Genomic DNA, 14,640 nt, shown 5'->3' on the forward strand with positions numbered 1-14,640 from the left:
TCGGCGGCCGGGCCGACGGGAGTCGGCCCGGCCCCCTTCTCAGGCCGAGGCGCGGATCCGCTCGTACTCCTCGCGCGGCACCACCGGGGCATCGTCGCGGCCCAGGTCGTTCATGTGCACCCGGTGGGTCTCCCGGGCCGACCAGGCGGCCGCCGCCGCGATGATCCCGATGCCGAGGGTGATGCTGCCGACGATGAGCGGCACGTTCGACCCGCCCGGCGCCACGACCGCGTAGAGCAGTGGCAGGAACGCGGTGATCAGCGTGCCCAGGTTCTGCGCCACCGCGAAGGCCGTGACGCGGGTCTTGGTCGGGAAGAGCTCCTGGTAGAACGCCGGGAAGACCGCGTTGTAGCCCTGGTAGACGATGCCCCACATCAGCACGGCGAAGACGAACGACAGCACGACGTTCTCCTGGCTGATGAAGTACAGGTACGCGTACGACAGCGCCGTCGACCCCAGGGCGCCGACGATGATGCACGGCCGCCGGCCGATGCGGTCGGACAGGTTGCCGACGAACGGGATCAGCAGGACGGCGACCGCGTTGCCCACCACGGAGATCCACAGGTAGGTGGTCGTGCTGAAGCCGACCCCGTAGGCGTCGTTCGTCGCGTACGTGGCGCCGAACACCGTCGCGGCGAGGGGCACCGCGTTCATCAGTGCCATGCAGACCACCCGCAGCATGTCCTTGCCCGACTCCCGGACCGCCTGGACGATCGGCGCCTTGGGCACCTCGCCGTGCACGGCCTCCTCCTGGAAGGCCGGGGTCTCGTCGACCCGCCGCCGGACCAGGTAGCCCGCGAAGACCACGAGAGCGCTGAGCAGGAACGGGATGCGCCAGCCCCACGACATGAACTGGTCCTCCGGGAGGATGGCCGAGAGCGGCAGGAACACCGCGGCGGCGAGGATCTGCCCGGCCTGGACCCCCTGCAGGCTGTAGCTGGCGTAGTAGCCCCGCCGGCCGAAGGGTGAGTGCTCGACGATCATCGCGCTGGCGCCGGAGATCTCCCCGCCGACCGCGAAGCCCTGGACGAGGCGCAGGACCACCAGGAGGAACGCCGCGAGGCTGCCCACCTGCGCGTAGGTCGGCAGGAGCGCGACGGCGAACGTCGAGACACCCATGAGGAGCATGCAGAGGACGAGCACGTTCTTGCGGCCGTGCGTGTCCCCCCAGTGGCCCAGGACGAACGCGCCGATCGGGCGCGCCACGTACCCGGCGCCGAAGGTGGCCAGCGACTGCGCGATGGCGGTCTGCGGATCGCCCTCGGCGAAGAAGACGGTCGGGAACACCAGCGCCGCGGCCTGGGCGTAGATGAAGAAGTCGTAGTACTCCAGCGCGCTGCCCATCCAGCCGCTGGCCGCGGCCTTCCGGGGCGTCTTCTGGAACTCGCGGGGCTCGGACGAGCCCGGCTCGGCGACTGCGTCGCGCATCGGTCCTCCTGGGAGGGAAGGGGGTGCGCCGCCAGGCGCGGGACGGCGGTGCTCGGTGCGGGGCGATCGTGGTGACCGGCACCACGACTCTAATGAACTACTTGGTACATTAGCGTGGCGCAGCGCACAAGACCCCTCCCGGAAACCGGTCGTGGACGGGTCGACACTGGCGGCGGAGTGCTGGGGTGTGCTCTGCTGCACACCAACTCACCAACTGGTACACAAGGGGGAGGCGGTCCGATGACGGACGGTTCGCAGGGTTTCCTGATCGGTCTGGTCGGCAGCGGCATCGGCCCGTCCCTGACCCCGCCCCTGCACGAGCGCGAGGCCGACGAGCTGGGGCTGCGCTATCTGTACCGGCGGCTGGACCTCGACCGGCTGCAGCGGCCGGCGTCGGCGATCGGCGAGATCCTCGCCGCCGCCCGGCTGGCCGGCTACGACGGGCTCAACGTCACCCACCCCTGCAAGCAGCTGGTGCTCGAGCACCTCGACGAGCTCTCCCCCGACGCCGCTGCCCTCGGCGCGGTGAACACCGTCGTGCTGCGCGACGGGCGGGCGGTCGGCCACAACACCGACTGGTCGGGCTTCGCCCGGTCCTTCGACCGGGGCCTGCCCGAGGCCCCGGTGCACCGGGTCGTGCTGCTGGGCGCCGGGGGCGCCGGCGCCGCCGTCGCGCACGCGCTGCTCACCCTCGGGGTCGGCCGGCTGACCGTGCTCGACGTCGACGGCACGCGGGCCGGGGAGCTGGCCGCGGCCCTGGCCGGGCGCTTCGGCGCCGGCCGCGCCGACGGCGGCGACCTCGGCGGGCTGCCCGCGGCACTCGCGGGCGCCGACGGCCTGGTGCACGCCACCCCCACCGGCATGGCCGCCCACCCCGGCCTGCCGCTGGACGCCGGCCTGCTGCGGCCCGACCTGTGGGTGGCCGACGTCGTCTACCGGCCGCTGGAGACCGCGCTGGTCCGCACCGCCCGCGAGCTGGGCTGCCGGGTGCTCGACGGCGGCGGCATGGCCGTGTTCCAGGCCGTCGACGCGTTCCGGCTGTTCACCGGCGTCGAGCCCGACGCCGGACGGATGCTGGCCCACTTCACCACGCTGGTCCCCGACGTCCGTGTCCCCTGACGGCCCCCTCCGCCCCCCGGCGGGGAGGCCCCGCCGGACCGTGGCCACCGTCTGCCTGTCCGGGACGATAGAGGACAAGCTGGCCGCGGCGGCCGCCGCCGGGTTCGACGGCGTCGAGGTCTTCGAGCCCGACCTGGTGGCCGCGCCGTGGTCGCCGGCCGAGCTGGCCGCCCGCTGCGCCGACCTGGGCCTGTCGATCGACCTCTACCAGCCCTTCCGCGACCTGGACTCCACCGACCCCGGCCGCTTCGCCCGCAACCTGCGTCGCGCCGAGGCCAAGTTCGACGTCATGGCCGCGCTCGGGGTCGACACCGTGCTGGTCTGCTCGTCGGTCGCGCCCGACGCCGTCGACGACGTCGACCTGCTCGCCGAGCAGCTCGCGACCGCCGCCGGCCGGGCGCACGAGCGGGGCCTGCGGATCGCCTACGAGGCGCTGGCCTGGGGCCGGCACGTGTCCACCTGGGAGCGGTCGTGGGACGCCGTCCGCCGCGCGGACTCCCCCGCGCTCGGGCTGTGCCTGGACAGCTTCCACGTGCTCTCCCGCGGCGGGGACCCGGCCGGCTTCGCCGACGTCCCCGGGGAGAAGCTGTTCTTCCTGCAACTGGCCGACGCGCCGCAGCTGGGCATGGACGTGCTGCAGTGGAGCCGCCACCACCGGCTCTTCCCGGGGCAGGGCGCCTTCGACCTGCCGCGCTTCGTCGGACACGTGCTGGCCGCCGGCTACACCGGCCCGCTGTCCCTCGAGGTGTTCAACGACGTCTACCGCCAGGCCGACCCGGCCCGGACGGCGGTCGACGCCATGCGCTCCCTGCAGTGGCTGGAGGAGGCGCTGGCGCTGCGCCACCCCCAGGCCGGCCTGCCGCTGCCCCCGGCCGCGCCGGCGCTGTCGGGGTGGTCGTTCACCGAGCTGGCCGTCGACGGCGCCTCCGGCCCGCAGCTGGCCGGCGTCCTCGCCGCGCTCGGCTTCACGCACACCGGACAGCACCGCTCCAAGCCGGTCCAGCTGTGGGAGCAGGGTCCCGACGCCGCGCACCGGGCGCGGGTGCTGCTCAACGCCCAGGACACGCGGGCCGAGGCGGTGCGCTCCCCGGCGGCCGGGGTGGCCGCGGTGGCCGCGCTCGGCCTGGAGAGCGCCGACCCGCCGCGGTCGGCCGCGCGCGCCGAGGCGATGAGCGCCCCCGTCCTCCCCCGCACCCGGGGTGCCGCGGAGGCCGAGCTGTCCGCCGTCGCCGCCCCCGACGGCACCCTGGTCTTCTTCACCCGCACCGGACCCGACGGCTGGCCGGCCGACTTCCTGCCCACCGGCGCGCGGCCGGGACCGGGCGCCGGGATCACCGGCATCGACCACGTCTGGCTCACCCAGCCCTTCGACGCCTTCGACGAGGCCGGGCTGTTCTACCGGGCGGTGCTCGGCCTGGACCCGCAGGAGGTCACCGAGCTGGCCGCGCCCTTCGGCCTGGTGCGCACCCGTGCGGTCGCCGGGCCCGACCGGGCCGTGCGGCTGGCGCTGTCGGTGTCGGCGCTGCGCCGCGGCGGGTGGGCACCCGGCGTCCCCGAGCCGCAGTCCGTGGCCCTGGCCACCGACGACGTCGTCGCGACCGCCCGGGCGCTGCGGGCGGCCGGCGCGCCGCTGCTGCCGCTGCCGGCCAACTACGCCGACGACATCGAGGCCCGCCTCGACCTGCCGGCCGGGCTGCTGGCCGCGGTCCGCGAGCACGGCCTCATGTACGAGGAGGACGCGCACGGCGGCTATCTGCACCTGGCCACCGAGGTCCTCGGCGACCGGGTCTTCTTCGAGGTCGTCCAGCGGCTCGGCGGGTACGACGGCTACGGCACGGCCGACGCCCCGGTCCGCATGGCCGCCCACCGCCGCCGTCGTCAGGCACCGCGTCCTGGGGCACGCTGACCGGGTGCACGCCGCGAACCGCCTGGCGGTCCACCAGTCCCTCGTCCACCCGCGCGACGCCCTCGAGCTGACCGAGGCGCTGCCCGGCACCGGGTGGCACTCGGTCGGCCTGCACGTGGGCGGCACGGCCGAGGTCGAGCCGTGGTGGCGCGGCGGTGCCGGTGAGCGCAACCTCGCCCGGCTGGTGGCCCTGCTGCTCGAGACCCGGGTGACCGTCCTCGACGTGGGGCGCGTGCAGCTGGGCACCGGCCTGCCGCGCGACGACGTCCACGCCGGCCACGGCCGGGTGCTCGACCTGGGCGCCCGCTTCGGCGCCCGGTACGTCACGGCGCGCTTCGCCACCCCCGGCCTCGGCCGCGCCGAGCGCGCCGACGTCTTCGCCCAGCTCGTCGAGCAGGCGCGCCCCTACCGGGTGCTGCCGCTGCTCGCGCCGGTCCCCGCCGACCGGCCCGACCTGGTCGCCGACGCGGTCGCGGTCGTCCCGCCCGGCTCCGGCGGCGTCGTCCTCGACGTGCCCGTGGGCTCGTGCACGCCCGAGGAGGTCGAGGCGGTCGTCGACGCCCTCGGCGAGACGCTCGGCTACGTGCGGCTCAGCGCCCGGCAGGTCGCGGCCGCCGGGACCGCGGCTGCGGGCCTGCTCGCCACCCTGCCGCCGCACGTCCCGGTCGCGCTCGGGGGCGACGACTCGCTCGGCTTCCTGCACGACGACGTCGGTGCCCGCCTGACCGAGCTGCACGGGCTGGTCGACGGCCTGCTCGAGCACCCCCGCGCCCGGGCGCACCGGCACCCCCGCGCCCGGGCGCACCGGCAGGCCGGCGCCTGACGCGTCCCCGCACGCCCCACGGACACGGACGAATCCGTTCCCGAGGTCCCCGGTACCTGCTCCCGTACGCTCCGTCCCCAGCAGCGACCCGACGACCGGCGCACCGACCTGGAGCCGAGGTGACTGGACTCCCCGTGTACGAGCCCACCCCGCCGGCTCCCGTCCGGCCGTGGTCCCCGGCGCCGCAGCTGCCGGTCACGGCACCGGTGACCGGCAGCGAGCACGACCGGGTGCGCTTCCTCGCCGACGTCACCGAGTCCCTCGCCGAGCTGCTCGACACCGGCGAGGCGGCCGACCGGCTGGCCCGGCTGGTGGTGCCGCGGCTGGCCGACTGGGCGACGGTCACGGTGCTCGCCGGCGACGGCGCCCCGGGCCGGTCGGCCCGCGCCCACCGCGACCCCGCGCGCCTCGACGACGTCGACACCTACCTCGCCGGCCGGGTGACCGCCCCGCGCGACCAGGCCGCGCTCGCCACCGCCCTGCGATCCGGGGAGCCGGTGCACCTCAGCGGCGTCGACCCCGACGTGGGCCGGGAGTCGCTGCCCGAGGGACCGGTGCGCGCGGCGTGGGAGCGGCTGGCGCCCGCCTCGAGCCTGCTCGTGCCGCTGCAGGCCCGCGGCTCGGCCTTCGGGGTGCTGTCCCTGGTCCGCTGCGGCGAGCGGCCGCGGCACACCGAGGCCGAGGTCGCCCTCGCGATGGAGACGGCCCGCCGCGGCGCCCTCGCCCTGGACAACACCCGGCGCTACGGCCGGCAGCTGCGGGTGGCCGAGACGCTGCAGCACAGCCTGCTCACCCCGCCGCCGCAGCCCGAGGGGCTCGAGATCGCCGTCCGCTACCGGCCGGCCGGGTCGCAGGCGCTGGTCGGGGGCGACTGGTACGACGCCGTCGCCCAGCCCGACGGCGCGACGCTGCTGGTCATCGGCGACGTCACCGGGCACGGCGTCGAGGCCGCCGCGGCCATGGCCCAGCTGCGCAGCGCGGTCCGCACGCTGGCCTACGACTCCCCCGACAGCCCGGCGCGGACGCTGGACCGGGTCGACCGGGTGCTGACCGGCCTGCACCGGGGGACCCTCGCCACCGCCCTCGTCGCCCGCCTGGAGCTCCCCGACGGCGACGGCGCCCGCATGCTGCGCTGGTCCTCGGCCGGGCACCTGCCGCCCCTGCTGGTCTCCCCCGAGCGCGAGGTGCGGGTGCTCACCTCCCGCGCGGAGCGGCTGCTCGGCATCCAGGAGCCCGCGCCCCGCACCGACCACGAGGTCACCGTGCGCCCCGGGGAGACGGTGCTGCTGGTCACCGACGGGCTGGTCGAGGCCGGCCGGCGGGACATCGACTCCGGGCTCGACCGGCTGACCGACGCGCTGCACGGCCTGGCCCGGCTCCCGGCCGACGCCCTGTGCGACCGCCTGCTGAGCCGCGTGGTGCCCGAGCGCACCGACGACGACCTCGCCGTGCTCGCCGTCCGCGTCCTGCCGACCTGACCCAGCCCCTGCACGGCGAGCGGGTCAGGCCCAGAAGGCGCGGACCTCCTCGGCGACCCGCTCCGCCTGCGCCCGGCCGGCCCGGGCGGCGGGCTCGCGTGTGGCCGGGTCGAGCGGGTTGGTGCCGAACGCGGCCAGCGCGGCGTCGTCGGCGAGCACCAGGTGTGCCTGACCCTCGCGGCGCAGCGTGGCCAGCTCCTCGTCCAGTGACGGGCCCAGGAGGCCGCCGACGCCGCCCACCGGCGCCACCACCAGCACCCGGTCGAACCCCGCGGCCAGGTCGGCGTTGGTGGGGGTGCGCAGGCCGCCGTCCATGAACCGCCGGTCGCCGATGGTGATCGGCGGGTACACCCCGGGCACCGCGCACGAGGCCGCGACGGCGTCGAGCAGCGGGACGCCGGTGTCGCGGTCGATGGCCAGGAACTCCCCGTCGGCGGTGTCGATGGCGGTGACCACCAGGCGCGCCGCGGGCCACTCCGGCGCGCCGATCCGCCCGCCGATGACCGCCCGCCGCTCCGACTCGGGCATGGTCCGCGCCCGCAGCGCGAGCGCGCCGATCCGCGCCCTGGCGTCCTGCTCGCCGGTCGCGCCGGCGAGCACCTCGGCGAGCGTGGCGGAGAAGGCCGCGCCGTCGAAGTCCACGGCCCGCTCGGTCGCCGGCACCGGGCCGAGCTGGGCGGTGTAGGCCTGCTCGAGGTCGGTGCCGGTGCGCAGCAGCGTGCCGACGATCGAGCCGGCCGAGGTGCCGACCACCAGGTCGGCGTCGCGGACGTCGACGCCGGCCGCGGCCAGCCCGGACAGCAGCCCGAGCTCCCAGCCGATGCCGGCGATCCCGCCGCCGCCGAGGACGAGCGCCCTGCTGCCCGCGGTACCGCTCACCTCAGGACTCCGAGACGCCGGCGTCGACGGCCATCTCGTGGGCGGTCACGTGCCGGGACTCGTCGGAGGCGAGGAAGAGCACGACGTCGGCGACGTCCTCGGGCTGGATGACCTGCACCGGCAGGAGGCTGCTGAGCATGGGCGCCAGTCTGAGGTCCCCGCCGTCCGGCCGCTGTGTCGCCCGTCACGCTGGGCATGCTGTTGCACTCAGTGCAAGGCCCTAGGGTCGCAGCCGTGTCCGACAGCGCGCGGGAGGCCCACCGCTGGCCACCTGGCGGCGCTGCGGACAGCGACCCTGCGGCTGGTGGCCGAGCGGGGCTTCACCGCGGTGACGGTCGACGACATCGCCGCGGCGGCGGGCACCTCCCGCCGGACGTTCTTCAACTACTCCCCCACCAAGGCCGCCGCCCTGTTCGACCCCGACCCGGAGCTGGCGGCGCGGCTGCGGGCGCTCACCGAGCGTGCCCCGGTGACCGACGACCCGTGGGCGGACCTGCGGTGGATCTGCCGGGAGTTCGTCGGCTGGGGGCCGCAGGAGACGCTGCACGTCTACCGCCTGGTCGCCGGCTCCGAGGAGCTGGCCGACTACCCGGTGCAGGTGCACCGGTACGTGGAGGGCGCGCTGGAGGCCTGGGCGCTCCGGCGCCTGCCCGGCGATCCGCTGGGGGCCCGGCTGCTGACCTCGGCCGCGGGTGCGGCGCTCGTGGCGGCGTTCCGGACCTGGGACCCCGCCACCGCGCCCGCGGAGTTCGTGCGCCTGACCGAGCGGGCGCTGGGCGAGGTGACCGTCCGGACCGGGCGGGGAAGGGAGTGCGCATGAGCACGGGGGCGGAGCGGCTGCGCGCGGGGGCCCGGCGGGCGTGGACGGAGCTGCGGCCGGTGCTCGCGGCCGAGGCCGAGGCGGCGTTGGGCGAGGCGGAGGGCGACGCGTTCCTCGCCCGCGCCGACCTCGCGCTCTACGACGTCCACGAGCCGCTGGCCATCCTCTACGGCGACGCGGCCGACGGGCTGTTCGCGCGCGGGCTGCGCGCCGCGCTGGCCGCGGCGGCCGAGCGGCCCGGGCCGCTGCGGCGGATCGACCGGCGCCGCGAGATCGACCCGGCGTGGTTCCAGCGGTCCCGCACGCAGGGCTACGTCTGCTACGTCGACCGGTTCTGCGGCACCCTCGACCGGCTGCCCGGCCGGCTCGACCACCTCGCCGGGCTCGGCACCACCTACCTGCACCTCATGCCCCTCCTCCGGCCCCGCGAGGGCGAGAACGACGGCGGCTACGCGGTGGCCGACTACCGGGCCGTCGACCCGCGGCTGGGCACCATGGCCGACCTCGAGGCCGTGGCCGCCGCGCTGCACGAGCGGGAGATGGTCCTGTGCATCGACCTGGTGCTCAACCACACCGCCCGCGAGCACCCGTGGGCGCAGGGCTGGCTGGCCGGGGACCCCGCCTACGCCGGCTTCTACACCGCGTTCCCCGACCGCACGATGCCCGACGCCTACGACGCGACCATCCCCGAGGTGTTCCCCGACCGGGCGCCGGGCTCGTTCAGCTGGGTGCCCGAGGCGCGCGGCGGGGCCGGCGGCTGGGTGTGGACGACGTTCTGGCCCTACCAGTGGGACCTCGACTACACCAACCCCGAGGTCACCCTGGCGGTGCTCGGCGAGATCACCTGGCTGGCCAACCGCGGCGTCGACGTCTTCCGGATGGACGCCGTGCCGTTCATGTGGAAGCGGCTGGGCACCAGCTGCCAGAACCAGCCCGAGGGGCACAGCCTGCTGCAGCTGCTGCACGCCCTCACGCGGCTGGCCGCCCCCGGCGTGGTCTTCAAGGCCGAGGCGATCGTCTCCCCCGACGACCTGGTCGCCTACCTCGGCGGACACGACCGGTACCGGCCCGAGTGCGAGCTGGCCTACCACAACTCGCTGATGGTGCTGCTGTGGAGCAGCCTGGCCACCCAGGACGTGCGGCTGGCCCACCAGGCGCTGCGCCGGATGCGGCCCATCCCGCCGGCCGCCACCTGGTGCACCTACGTCCGCGGCCACGACGACATCGGCTGGGCGGTCACCGACGAGGACGCCGCCGCCGTCGGGCTCGACGGCTTCGGCCACCGCCGCTTCCTCAACGACTTCTACGCCGGCCGCTTCCCGGGCTCCTTCGCCCGCGGCGGGCTGTTCCAGGAGAACGAGGCCACCGGCGACGCGCGCGTCTCCGGGTCGGCGGCCTCGCTGTGCGGCATCGAGGACGCCCTCGACCGCGACGACCCGGTCGCGCTGGACGCCGGGGTGCGCCGGCTGCTGCTGCTCTACTCGGTCGTCTACGCCTTCGGCGGCATCCCGCTGCTCTACTCGGGCGACGAGCTTCGCGCTGCGCAACGACGCGTCCTACCTCGAGGACCCCGCGCTGGCCCCGGACAGCCGCTGGATGCACCGCCCACCGATGGACTGGGCCGCCGCGGCGCGCGCCACCGACCCCGCGACGCTCGAGGGCCGGGTGTGCGCCGGGATCCGCCGGCTCGGCGAGGTGCGCCGGTCGCTGCTGGCGCTGCGCGGCGGGGTGGAGTCGGCCGTGGTCGACGCCGGCAGCGACGCGGTCCTGGTGTGGCGGCGCAAGCACCCGCGCAGCGGCGCCTTCGTCGGGCTGGCCAACGTCTCCCCGCAGCCGCAGGAGGTCGACGCCGACACCGTCACCGGGTTCGGCACCTTCGACTGGGTGCACGGCAGCGACGGGCCGCTCGGCGTCCGCGACGGCCGGCTCACCGTCCCGGGGCTGGGCTTCGCCTGGTTCGCGGAGCCGTGAGCGGTGCCGACGCCGTCACCCGAGGAGGAACTCCGCGACCAGCGGCGCCAGGACCTCCGGGGGCACCACGTGACCGTGGCCCCTGAGCACGCGGAGCCGGCCTGCCGGCAGGAGCTCCGCCAGCCGGCCGCCCACCGCCGCCATGAACGGCGGGCTCTCGTCGCCGACGAGGACGACTCCGGGCCCCGCCGCGCGCCGGGCGACGTCCTCGGGGACCGCCCCGCCGGTCTCGGCGGAGCCGAGCACCGCGATGTCGTAGGCCAGCGTCGGTGCCAGCGCGACCAGTTCCGCCCACCGCGGCGTCGACCGCATCGCGTCGACCACCTCGCCGGGCATCCCGGTGCCCCGGCACCACCGGTCCACCGCCTCGTCCCGCCGCCCGGCGGCCAGCAGGTCCAGGACCTCCGCCGCGAAGGTGCGGCTCTCGTCCTGGAACGCCGGGTCGTCGGGGGCGAAGGGCGGGTCGTGGAGGACGAACCCGTCCACCGGCAGGCCCCCGGCGGCGGCGCAGAGGACCAGGGCGGCGCCGGAGGAGTGCCCGTACAGGAAGGCCCGCCCGCCGACCGCGTCCACCAGCGCGGCGAGGTCCTCGACCTCCCGGTCGACCGCGTACGGGTACGTGTCCCCGCTGTCGCCGCGGCCCCGCCGGTCGTAGTCCACGGTCGTGAAGGAACCACCGAGCGCCCGCGCCGTCGGGCGCATCAGGGCGCGGTCGCAGGTCGCGCCGCAGACCGTGACCAGCGGCGGCCCGGAGCCGAAGACCTCGTAGGCGATGGTCGTGCCGTCCGCGGAGGAGACCGTCTGGTACGTCATGCGGGGTGGACCGGCGGGCGGCGCACCACTCATCGGCGACACACGCAGGAGGACACGTGGCACGGATGGACCTGAGGGTGCGGCTGCTGGGCCGGGCGCTGCGCCGGCTGTCGGTCGCGACGATGGACGACGAGCAGCTGCGCCGCGCCCAGGAGCAGCGGATCGGCCACAACCCGGTCACCGACCTGCTGCTGGGCGGGGTGGCCCGCGGCGTGCGCCTGACCGACGGGACGGCGCGCGGCGAGGCCGGCCCGGTGCCGATCCGCACCTACCGGCCGGTGGCCGCGGGCGGCCCGCTGCCGCTGGTCGTGAACTTCCACGGCGGCGGCTGGACGCTGGGCAACCTGGACTCCGCGGACTGGCTGTGCAGCAACGTCGCGGCGACCGTCGGCGCCGTCGTCGTCTCGGTCGACTACCGCCTCGCTCCCGGGCACCGCTGGCCGACCGCGGCCGAGGACTGCTACGCGGCGCTGGCCGACGTCGTCGGGCGGGCGGGCGAGCTCGGCGCCGACCCCGCGCGGGTAGCGGTGATGGGCGACAGCGCCGGCGGCAACCTGGCCGCCGTCGTCAGCCTGATGGCCCGCGACCGGTCCGGGCCGCGCATCGCCCACCAGGGGCTGGTGTACCCGTCGGTCGACCTCACGATGAGCAGCCCGTCGCTCGACGAGAACGCCTCGGCGCCGATCCTCACGAAGGCCGACTGCCTGGCCTTCCGCGACCACTACCTGGGCGGCCAGGACCCGACGCAGCCGTACGCCTCGCCGCTGTTCGCCCCCGACCACTCCGGCCTGCCGCCGGCCCTGGTGCAGACCGCCGAGCACGACCCGATCCGCGACGACGGCCGGCGCTACGCGGAGGTGCTGCGCGCGGCCGGCGTCCCGGTGCGGCTGACGGAGTACGTCGGCATGCCGCACGGGTTCCTCGCCTTCCCGCGGCTGTGCCGGTCGGCGCCGCAGGCGCTGGCCGAGCTGTGCGCGGAGCAGGCGGCCGCGCTGACCTGAGCTCCGGCGGCGACCCACCCGCACGGGGCATGCTCCGCACCGCCTCCCGTGCCGATGCAGGAGGTGACCCCACTCCACAGGAGGAGACCCGATGCCCCGGTCGGCCCTGGCGCTCCCGCGCGTGGCGGCGCTCGTCCTCATCGTCTGCGCGGCCGGGGTGCTGGCCACGACGGTCCTGCCGCCGTCCGCGGCGGCGCTCGTGTCGGACCTCACGCAGGCCGGCGCGGCCGCGGCGGCCGCCGCGGCGACGGCCCGGTACGCCCTGCGGGCCCGGGGCCGCCGGCTGCGGGTCGCGTGGGGGCTGCTGTCCGGCGCGTGCCTGTCCTGGTTCGCCGGCCAGTCCTGGTGGCTGCTCCTGGCCGCCCGGGGTGAGGCCCCGTTCCCCTCGCTGGCCGACGCCGGCTTCCTCGGCTTCTGTCTCCTCTCGGTGCCGGCCCTGGCCCTCCACCCGGCCGGCGGCGGGCGCACCGGCCGCTGGCAGCGGGTCCTCGACGCGGTCATGACCTCCGGCGCGGTCGGCCTGGTGAGCTGGCAGACCGCCCTGGGCGCCGTCCTGCGTGACGACACCGGCCACGACGTCGCGGCCCGGCTGCTGCTGGCCGCCTACCCCGTCTCCGACGTCCTGCTCGTGGTGATGGCGGTCCTGCTGATCACCAGGACGCCCGGGGACCGGTCCGCGCTGAACCTGGTGGCGCTGGGGGTCACGGCCCTCGCCGTCGCCGACAGCGCCTTCGCCTACCTGGCCGCCACCAGCGCCTACGACGGAGGCACCGCCGACGCCGGCTGGACCGCCGGGTTCGCCCTGCTGGCGGTCGCGGGGCTCTGCCGTCCACCCCGGCCGACCGTGCAGGACGACGGCGCTCCGCGCCCGGCCGGGCGCTCCGGGACGGCGGCCTCCCTGCTCCCCTACGTGCCGGTGACGGTGGCCCTGACCACCGACCTGGGGCTCACGTTCACCGGGGGCGCCCCGACGCCGGGCGAGACGGTCGTCGTCGCCGTCGTGATGGCCGCGCTCATGGGCCGCCAGTACATGACGGTGCGCGAGAACGTCCGCCTCGCCGACGACCTGGCCGCCCGCGAGGCCCAGCTGCGCCACCTGGCCTTCCACGACTCCCTGACCGGCCTGGCCAACCGGGCGCTGTTCCTCGACCGGCTCGACCACGCGCTGGCGCTGCACGCCCGCGACCTCCGCCCGGTCGCCGTCGTCTTCCTCGACCTCGACGACTTCAAGGAGGTCAACGACACGCACGGCCACGCCGCCGGGGACGACCTGCTGGTACAGGTGGCCGGGCGGCTGACCGGGGCGGTGCGCGGCGGGGACACCGTCGCCCGACTCGGCGGCGACGAGTTCGCCGTCCTGCTCGAGGACGGCGGCGACCCGCAGGAGGCGGCCGGGCGGGTGGCCGGCGCGGTGCGGGAGCCGTTCCCGGTCGCGGGCCGGCTGCGGGCGGTCGGGGCGAGCACCGGCGTCGTGGGGCTCGCGCCCGAGGACCCCCCGGTCGGCGCCGACGAGCTCGTGGCGAGGGCCGACGCGGCCATGTACGCCGCCAAGCGAGGCGGCGGGAACCGGGTCGTGCTGGACGGCGCCGCTACTCGGTGAAGACCGCGGCGAGGGCGGCGGCGACGTCGGAGTGGCCGCGGACCAGCCGGAACTGACCACGGCCGAGGCGGGCCAGGTCGCGGCCGAGCTCGACGTCCTTCTCCCCCGAGACGTCGAGCAGCACGTCGAGGCGCGGCAGCCGTGCGGCGGTGCGCCGCGGGTCGGGGCCGGCGTTGTGCACGCAGTCGGAGAGCAGCAGCACGCGGGCGTCGCGGGTCTTCACCCCGGAGAGCAGCCGGCCGGCGGTCTCCAGCGCGAAGGTCACGTTGGTGAGGCCCTGGGCGGGCACGCGCAGCAGCAGGTCGAGGACGGCGAGCGGGCCCACCTGCTCGCCGGGGCGCACCAGGACCGCGGCGTCGGACCAGAACGCGACGACGCCGACCCGGTCGCGGGTCAGCTCGCCGGCCAGCGCGCCCACCGTGGCCGCCGCCGTCCGCACCCGCTCGCCCTTCATGGACCCCGAGACGTCGACGACGAGCACCACCGACCGGCGCTGGCGCACCCGCTCGCGGACGACGACGTCGCGGTCCTCCGGGACCGGGTTGCCGGCCAGCGCGTCGAGCGTGCGCTCGAGGTCCAGCTCGTCGGAGCCGCCGCTCCACGGCAGGCTGCGCAGCTCGCCCACCCCGCGGCGGGGGCGCCGGTCGTGCGGGGGGCGCGGCACCGACAGCCGGCGCGCGATCGCCTGGGCGCGGCGGCGGGTCTCCTGGTCGGTGGCCTCCCCGGCGCCGAGGTCGGCCAGCGGCACCAGCTCGGCGGGCTCGTCGGTGGTGCCCGGCGCGCTGCCCCCGGGCCGCCCGGG

Annotated in this window: 13 protein-coding genes; 8 read left to right on the forward strand and 5 right to left on the reverse strand. The window is 76.5% G+C overall.

Annotation, left to right across the window (positions count from 1 at the left end; genetic code table 11):
- Positions 1-39: 39 nt before the first annotated feature.
- Positions 40-1,428 carry an MFS transporter gene (locus ACWIZO_RS25395; RefSeq protein ID WP_448640350.1) on the reverse strand — a complete coding sequence of 463 codons (1,389 nt, stop codon included), beginning with the start codon at positions 1,426-1,428 and terminating at the stop codon, positions 40-42.
- 240 nt (positions 1,429-1,668) lie between these two features.
- Here ACWIZO_RS25395 and ACWIZO_RS25400 point away from each other — a divergent pair, with 240 nt between their 5' ends.
- From ACWIZO_RS25400 to ACWIZO_RS25415, 4 genes are all read left to right on the forward strand, one after another.
- Complete coding sequence (locus ACWIZO_RS25400; protein ID WP_448640351.1) at positions 1,669-2,547, forward strand: shikimate dehydrogenase; 879 nt, start codon at positions 1,669-1,671, stop codon at positions 2,545-2,547.
- Positions 2,548-2,587: 40 nt separating this feature from the next.
- Positions 2,588-4,453 carry a TIM barrel protein gene (locus ACWIZO_RS25405; RefSeq protein ID WP_448640352.1) on the forward strand — a complete coding sequence of 622 codons (1,866 nt, stop codon included), beginning with the start codon at positions 2,588-2,590 and terminating at the stop codon, positions 4,451-4,453.
- A gap of 4 nt (positions 4,454-4,457) precedes the next feature.
- Positions 4,458-5,276, forward strand: coding sequence for a hypothetical protein (locus ACWIZO_RS25410; RefSeq protein WP_448640353.1), 819 nt, complete (start codon positions 4,458-4,460; stop codon positions 5,274-5,276).
- 119 nt (positions 5,277-5,395) lie between these two features.
- Positions 5,396-6,754 (forward strand): PP2C family protein-serine/threonine phosphatase, encoded by a 1,359-nt coding sequence (locus tag ACWIZO_RS25415; RefSeq protein ID WP_448640354.1) that lies wholly within the window; start codon positions 5,396-5,398, stop codon positions 6,752-6,754.
- A 24-nt stretch (positions 6,755-6,778) separates the two neighbouring features.
- Here the strand turns inward: ACWIZO_RS25415 and ACWIZO_RS25420 are convergent, their stop codons facing one another.
- Together ACWIZO_RS25420 and ACWIZO_RS25425 are read right to left on the reverse strand one after the other, a co-directional pair.
- Positions 6,779-7,633, reverse strand: coding sequence for a patatin-like phospholipase family protein (locus ACWIZO_RS25420; RefSeq protein WP_448640355.1), 855 nt, complete (start codon positions 7,631-7,633; stop codon positions 6,779-6,781).
- A 1-nt stretch (position 7,634) separates the two neighbouring features.
- Entirely contained in the window at positions 7,635-7,772 is a 138-nt protein-coding gene (locus ACWIZO_RS25425; protein ID WP_448640356.1) for an SDR family oxidoreductase, read from the reverse strand.
- 156 nt (positions 7,773-7,928) lie between these two features.
- Here ACWIZO_RS25425 and ACWIZO_RS25430 point away from each other — a divergent pair, with 156 nt between their 5' ends.
- A complete protein-coding gene (locus tag ACWIZO_RS25430) occupies positions 7,929-8,453 on the forward strand; it encodes a TetR family transcriptional regulator (protein WP_448643006.1) in 525 nt (174 codons plus the stop codon).
- Complete coding sequence (locus tag ACWIZO_RS25435; protein ID WP_448640357.1) at positions 8,450-10,510, forward strand: alpha-amylase family protein; 2,061 nt, start codon at positions 8,450-8,452, stop codon at positions 10,508-10,510. Before ACWIZO_RS25430 ends, ACWIZO_RS25435 begins: the two co-directional genes overlap by 4 nt.
- Here the strand turns inward: ACWIZO_RS25435 and ACWIZO_RS25440 are convergent.
- Positions 10,440-11,237 (reverse strand): alpha/beta fold hydrolase, encoded by a 798-nt coding sequence (locus ACWIZO_RS25440; RefSeq protein ID WP_448640358.1) that lies wholly within the window; start codon positions 11,235-11,237, stop codon positions 10,440-10,442. The two genes, ACWIZO_RS25435 and ACWIZO_RS25440, sit on opposite strands and share 71 nt — an antisense overlap.
- A gap of 65 nt (positions 11,238-11,302) precedes the next feature.
- On the opposite strand from ACWIZO_RS25440, the gene ACWIZO_RS25445 reads away from it, so the two are divergent.
- Both ACWIZO_RS25445 and ACWIZO_RS25450 read left to right on the forward strand, forming a co-directional pair.
- Complete coding sequence (locus ACWIZO_RS25445) at positions 11,303-12,238, forward strand: alpha/beta hydrolase (protein WP_448643007.1); 936 nt, start codon at positions 11,303-11,305, stop codon at positions 12,236-12,238.
- A gap of 91 nt (positions 12,239-12,329) precedes the next feature.
- On the forward strand, positions 12,330-13,838 hold the full coding sequence (locus ACWIZO_RS25450) for a diguanylate cyclase domain-containing protein (protein ID WP_448640359.1): 1,509 nt from the start codon (positions 12,330-12,332) through the stop codon (positions 13,836-13,838).
- Here ACWIZO_RS25450 and ACWIZO_RS25455 read toward each other — a convergent pair.
- Positions 13,828-14,586: a vWA domain-containing protein gene (locus ACWIZO_RS25455; protein ID WP_448640360.1), complete on the reverse strand. Its 759-nt coding sequence runs from the start codon at positions 14,584-14,586 to the stop codon at positions 13,828-13,830. The genes ACWIZO_RS25450 and ACWIZO_RS25455 overlap by 11 nt on opposite strands.
- Between the last annotated feature and the right edge of the window lie 54 nt (positions 14,587-14,640).

The organism is Geodermatophilus sp. URMC 63 (genome assembly GCF_053502565.1).